The sequence below is a fragment of the Mesorhizobium sp. M7A.F.Ca.CA.004.06.1.1 genome (genome assembly GCF_003999135.1).
Classification (GTDB): domain Bacteria; phylum Pseudomonadota; class Alphaproteobacteria; order Rhizobiales; family Rhizobiaceae; genus Mesorhizobium.
Map to the genome: position 1 here is coordinate 1 of NZ_RZPQ01000397.1, position 5,377 is coordinate 5,377.

Here is a 5,377-nt window from a genome sequence, read left to right on the forward strand (position 1 = left end):
GCACCATATGGGCGCCGGAACTGTCGGTGAATTCCAGGGCCGCGCGATAGCAGTCGTCGAAGAAATCGCCGACCAGCCTGATCTCGATGAAATCGCCGCCGAACAGCTTGGTCTTGTCGATCTTCTGCTGCGGCGTCGTCACCGGCATGAACACGACGCCTCGCCTGCCGAAATGGCGGCAGACGAAAGCAAAACCCTGCGCGTGGTTGCCGGCGGACGCGCAGACGAACAGTTCAGCCTCGTTGCCGGCCGCCAGTGTCTTGCGGAAGAAATTGAAGGCGCCGCGGATCTTGTGGAGCGGACCGGCGACAGGTCCTCGCGCTTCAACAGCACCCGCGCGCCGGTCTTTTTCGACAGATAATCGTTTTCCTGCAGCGGCGTTTCAGGGAAGATCTGGCGGATCGCGGCGGCAGCGGCAGCAACGCGGGAAGAGAAACTGTTCATCGGAAACCACCCTTGGGAAAGCCACCTTGTGTTGCACGCTGTCCGCGGACCTCTATCATTGATCGGGTCGCGCACGTTCGGTTGTTGAGCGCCGGGACAAGGTGCGGCGCGAGCCAGCCTATTGCATATCCGGCTACGTGGCGCCATCGTCCATCATGTGCGTCGTTCCGAGCGGAAATTTTGCGGAATATTTTCAGTTACTTGTGGGTACATTCTCATGCCCCTGGCATCAGGCGGCTTAAAATCGCTATCTCTGCGGGAATTGGAAGGCCGGCGGCGACGCCGCCATTTTGGCTTTCGCGCAACACTGCGATGGCCGTAGCGGGGCGCCGATCACATTTCGACTGGACATGACTTAGTTCTGCCGCACTCTGCCTGTCCGGGAGGTATCGTGAGGATAGACAGGCCTTTCGGCCGGAGTTGGAAATTCAGGCGTGCCTTTGAAGAAGATTTTTATCGTTGTCCTGGCCTTGCTCGTCGCCGGCTGCGCCGGCCAGCAAACACAGGAATTGCTGGGCAGCGCCATGGTGTCCGCGCCGGTGACGGAGATCGCCGGCAACCACTCGATCTTCATCGCCACGACGCGCAAGAAATCCGACGATCCCAACAAGGTTTTCGACGGCGAACGCTCGGCGACGCTGAACTATGCCCGCGTCAACGTCACCGTTCCGGGGCTTCACAAGACCGGCCAGATCGAGCGCCGCTCGCGCGGCAAGTCGGATGACCCGGCCAAATATTTCATGGCTTCCGAGGTCGTCGGCTACGACACGCAGCCGAAATTCTCCAGCGCGCTCAATGCCGACATCGCGGCGCGTGGCGGCCGCGTCATGGTCTTCGTGCATGGCTACAACACCGGCTTCGATGCCGCCGTCTATCGCCTCACCCAGATCGTCCATGATTCCGGCTATCCCGGCACGCCCGTGCTGTTTTCCTGGGCATCGGGTGCCAGGACCACCGACTACGTCTATGACAAGGAAAGCGCCAGCGCTGCCCGCGACCAGTTGGAGGTGACGCTCAGGATGCTGGAGCAGTCCGGCGCGCGGCGCATCGACATCGTCGCGCATTCGCTCGGAACCTGGGTCACCATGGAAACGCTGCGGCAGATGGCCATCACCGGCGACCGCGATCTCGGCGGCAAGCTCGGCGACGTGGTGCTGGCTTCGCCCGACATCGATGTCGACGTGTTCAAGAGCCAGATGCGGCGCTATGGCAAGCCCGACAAGCCGTTCATCCTGCTGTTGTCGGACGACGACCGCGCGCTGCGGCTCTCCGGCCTGATCGCCGGATCCCGGCCGCGCGTCGGCGACTACAAGGATGCCGCCGATCTCGCCTCCTATGGCGTGTCGGTCGTCGACCTGTCCAAGGTCAAGGGATCGGACAGCTTCAACCATACGAAGTTCGCCGACAATCCGACGCTGGTGAAGATGATCGGCCAGCGGCTGCGCGAGGATGACGGCTTTGCCAGCGACCGTGACGTGACAGACCGCATCAGCCTGCTTGGCCAATAGGTGCGGTCCCGCGGTTTTCGCCGTGCCTGCCCGGCATCGCGGACGTGTGGATTCACTTTGAACTGGACCGCGCCGGTCTCTGGCCTTATCGGAATAGCCAGCGACGTCACGCGTTTGACGTCCCCCTTGGCGGGAGCCGGCGTATGACCATGCGTTCGAAGAGCTACCTCGTCGTTGCATTGGCGCTCGCTGTCACCGGCTGCGCCGGCGGCAAAACGCACGACCTGCTCAACAAGACGACGGTCACGGTGCCCGCTTCCGACATCGCGGCCACGCATGAAATCTTCGTCGCCACCACCCGCCAGAGGGCAACCAAGGACCCGCGACAGGTGTTCGACGGCGATCGCTCGCTGACCACCAGCTTTGCCCGTGTCGACGTCACCGTCCCGAAAAACCATCAGGTCGGCGCCATCGAGCGGGCCAAGGGATCGGCAAACAGCAACCCGGCCAAGGATTTCACCGCCAAGGACGTCACCTTCTATGAAGGCGCGCCGCAGTTCGCCAAGGCGGTCGGCGCCGACATCGCCATGCGCGGCGACCGTGCGCTGGTTTTCGTGCACGGCTTCAACAACGGCTTCGATGACGGCATCTACCGGCTGACGCAGATCGCGCACGACACGAAATATCCCGGCACGCCGGTGCTGTTCTCATGGGCTTCGAGCGGCAAGACCACGGGTTACATCTACGACAAGGAAAGCGCCAACGCAGCGCGCGACGACCTCGAGGCGACCCTCAGGATGCTGGCCAAGACCAAGGTCAAGAGCATCGACATCATCGCCCATTCGATGGGGACCTGGGTGACCATGGAGGCTCTGCGCCAGCTTGCCATCACCGGCGATCGCGATCTCGACGACAAACTCGGTTACGTCATCCTGGCCTCGCCCGACATCGATGTCGACGTGTTCAAGAAACAGATGATCCGTTACGGCAAACCCGACAAGCCATTCGCCATCCTGCTCTCGGCGGATGACCGGGCTCTCAAGCTGTCCTCCCTGATCTCGGGCGATAAGCCGCGCGTCGGCGATTACGGCGATGCGGCCGACCTCGCCAGCTATGGCGTGTCGGTGGTCGACCTTTCCCAGGCCAAGGGCGGTGACCGCCTCAACCACGCCAAATTCGCCGACAACCCAATGCTGGTGCAACTGCTGGGCGATCGGCTGCGGGCGCCTGCCGGCCTTGCCTCGGACGAGCCCGTCCCGACTCAGCTCAACAATCTCGGCCAGGGCCTCGGCAAGGCCGTCGGCTCGGTCGCGGAAATCGTCATCACCACGCCGTTCAAGGTGCTGACCATCGCCACCGGCGGGTAGCCGGGGGCAGCTTCCTGGTGGAGACCATCAGGTGTCGAAGTCGGCGCTGCCCCTCACCTGCCTGCCGGCATCCTCTCCCCGTATAGTGACGGGGAGAGGGGCGCTATTATCACCGGTTTCGCCAATGACCAGCATTGCAAGAAGAGGACAGTCGTTGCGGCCAGCCCCTTCTCCCCGTCAGTATATGGGGAGAAGTGCCCGGCAGGGCGATGAGGGGCGGCGCCGACGCTCGGCAAAGGTGAATTCGAACCTGAAGCGATTGCCCGCCGGGCATGGCCTGAATATCAACAATCCTAGACGAACAGATCGACCTTCTGGAACGTCGTCACGTCGATCAGGCCGACATCGGAAATCCTGAGTTCGGGAATGACGACCAGCGCCAGCAGCGAGTGCTGCATGTAGGCGTTGTTCAGCGAACAGCCCATCTTGCGCATCGCCTCGGTGAGCTTCTCTGCCTTGGCCGCGACGATCTCGGCCCGCTCGTCCGACATCAGCCCGGCGATCGGCATTTCGACCAGCGCCAGTTCCTTGCCCTTGGAGAACAGCACGACGCCGCCGCCGACTTCGCCCAGGCGGTTTACGGCCAGCGCCATGTCCTGCTTGTTGGTGCCGACGCAGATGATGTGGTGGGCGTCATGCGCCACGCTGGACGCCATGGCGCAGTCGCCCACATAGCCGAAGCCGGAAACGAAGGCGTTGGTGACGCCGCCCGTGCCCCGGTGGCGCTCGACCAGCGCGATCTGGCAGATGTCGTTGCGGCGGTCCATGGCGACCAGCCCGTCCTCGACCGGCAGATCGGCCTCAAGCGCGCGCGTCGGCGCCTGGTTCTCGATAACGCCGATGACACGCACCCGCACCTCGTTGGCGCCCTTGGGCGCCGTGATGTCGAAGTCGTCGCCCTTCAGCTTCTTGCCGAGCTTGACGGTGTTCTTCGCCGTCTTCGGGTAATCATAGGCCGGAATATCGATTTCGAGCTTGCCGCCCTTGGCCACCCTGACGCCGCGTGCATAGACCTCGTCGATGGTCATTGCGGCGAGATCCGAAACGATCAGCAGGTCGGCCAGCCGGCCCGGCGCGATCGAGCCGATCTCGCGCTCCAGTCTGAAATGCTGGGCGGTGTTGAGCGTCGCCATCTGGATCGCCGTCACCGGCTTCAACCCCTGTTGGATGGCGTGGCGCACCACGCGGTCCATATGGCCTTCCTGGACCAGCGTGCCGGAGTGGCTGTCGTCGGTGCACAGGATGAAATTGCGCGGGTCGATACCGCTCTCCGTCACCGCCTTGATCTGCGAGGCGACGTCGTACCAGGCCGAGCCGAGCCGCAGCATCGCCTTCATGCCCTGGCGCACACGGGCGATGGCATCCTCGGCGCGCGTGCCCTCATGATCGTCCTCGGGGCCGCCGGCGACATAGCCATGGAACGGCAGGCCGAGATCGCGCGAGGCATAGTGGCCGCCGACCGTCTTGCCTGCATGAACCGTCGCCGCGATCTCGCCCGACATGACAGGATCATTGGCGGCGACACCGGGAAAATTCATCACTTCGCCCAGGCCGATAATGTTCTCCCAGGTCATCGCCTCCTCGACATCGGCGACCGTCAGCTCGGCGCCGGCATGTTCCAGCCCCGGCGCCGAAGGCACGCAGGACGGCATCTGCACATGCACGTTGATGGGCATGGCGACCGCTTCGTCATGCATCAGCCGCACGCCGGGCAGGCCAAGCACATTGGCGATCTCGTGCGGGTCGATGAACATCGAGGTGGTGCCGTGCGGAATGACGGCCCGGCAGAACTCGGTCACCGTCACCATGCCGCTTTCGACATGCATGTGCGCGTCGCAGAGACCGGGCACCAGGTAGCGCCCGCCGGCGTCGACCACCTTGGTGCCCTGGCCGATGGCACGGCTGGCATTGGGCCCGCAATAAGCGAAGCGCCCGCCGGCAATGGCGATGTCGGTGCCGGCGATGATCTCGCCCGAATGGACGTTCACCCAGCGGCCGTTGCGCACGACCAGGTCAGCGGGTTTGCGCCCCATGGCGACATCGACCAGATGTGTCGCCATCTCGGTCCACGGTCTGGGTTTTGCGAGCGTTGCTTTCGTCATTCGCGATTCCTTCGGT

Annotated in this window: 3 protein-coding genes and 1 pseudogene; 2 read left to right on the forward strand and 2 right to left on the reverse strand. The window is 63.6% G+C overall.

The features are described 5' to 3' along the window. A pseudogene (locus EN906_RS21540) lies at positions 1 to 444 on the reverse strand (pyridoxal-phosphate dependent enzyme); the annotation flags it as partial. Positions 445 to 878: 434 nt separating this feature from the next. Here EN906_RS21540 and EN906_RS21545 point away from each other — a divergent pair. Both EN906_RS21545 and EN906_RS21550 read left to right on the forward strand, forming a co-directional pair. Continuing rightward, the gene (locus EN906_RS21545) at positions 879 to 1,952 is read left to right on the forward strand and encodes an alpha/beta hydrolase (protein WP_127270256.1); all 1,074 of its coding nucleotides are present in this window, start codon (positions 879 to 881) and stop codon (positions 1,950 to 1,952) included. Positions 1,953 to 2,095: 143 nt separating this feature from the next. Next, complete coding sequence (locus tag EN906_RS21550; RefSeq protein ID WP_127270257.1) at positions 2,096 to 3,259, forward strand: alpha/beta hydrolase; 1,164 nt, start codon at positions 2,096 to 2,098, stop codon at positions 3,257 to 3,259. 293 nt (positions 3,260 to 3,552) lie between these two features. Here the strand turns inward: EN906_RS21550 and ade are convergent, their stop codons facing one another. Further along, positions 3,553 to 5,361 (reverse strand): adenine deaminase, encoded by a 1,809-nt coding sequence (ade, locus tag EN906_RS21560; RefSeq protein ID WP_127271836.1) that lies wholly within the window; start codon positions 5,359 to 5,361, stop codon positions 3,553 to 3,555. Positions 5,362 to 5,377: the final 16 nt, after the last annotated feature.

Bases quoted from the DNA above. Each gene is read 5' to 3' on its own strand.
- EN906_RS21550 (WP_127270257.1), top strand. From the start codon at position 2,096: ATGACCATGCGTTCGAAGAGCTACCTCGTCGTTGCATTGGCGCTCGCT.
- ade (WP_127271836.1), bottom strand. From the start codon at position 5,361: ATGACGAAAGCAACGCTCGCAAAACCCAGACCGTGGACCGAGATGGCG.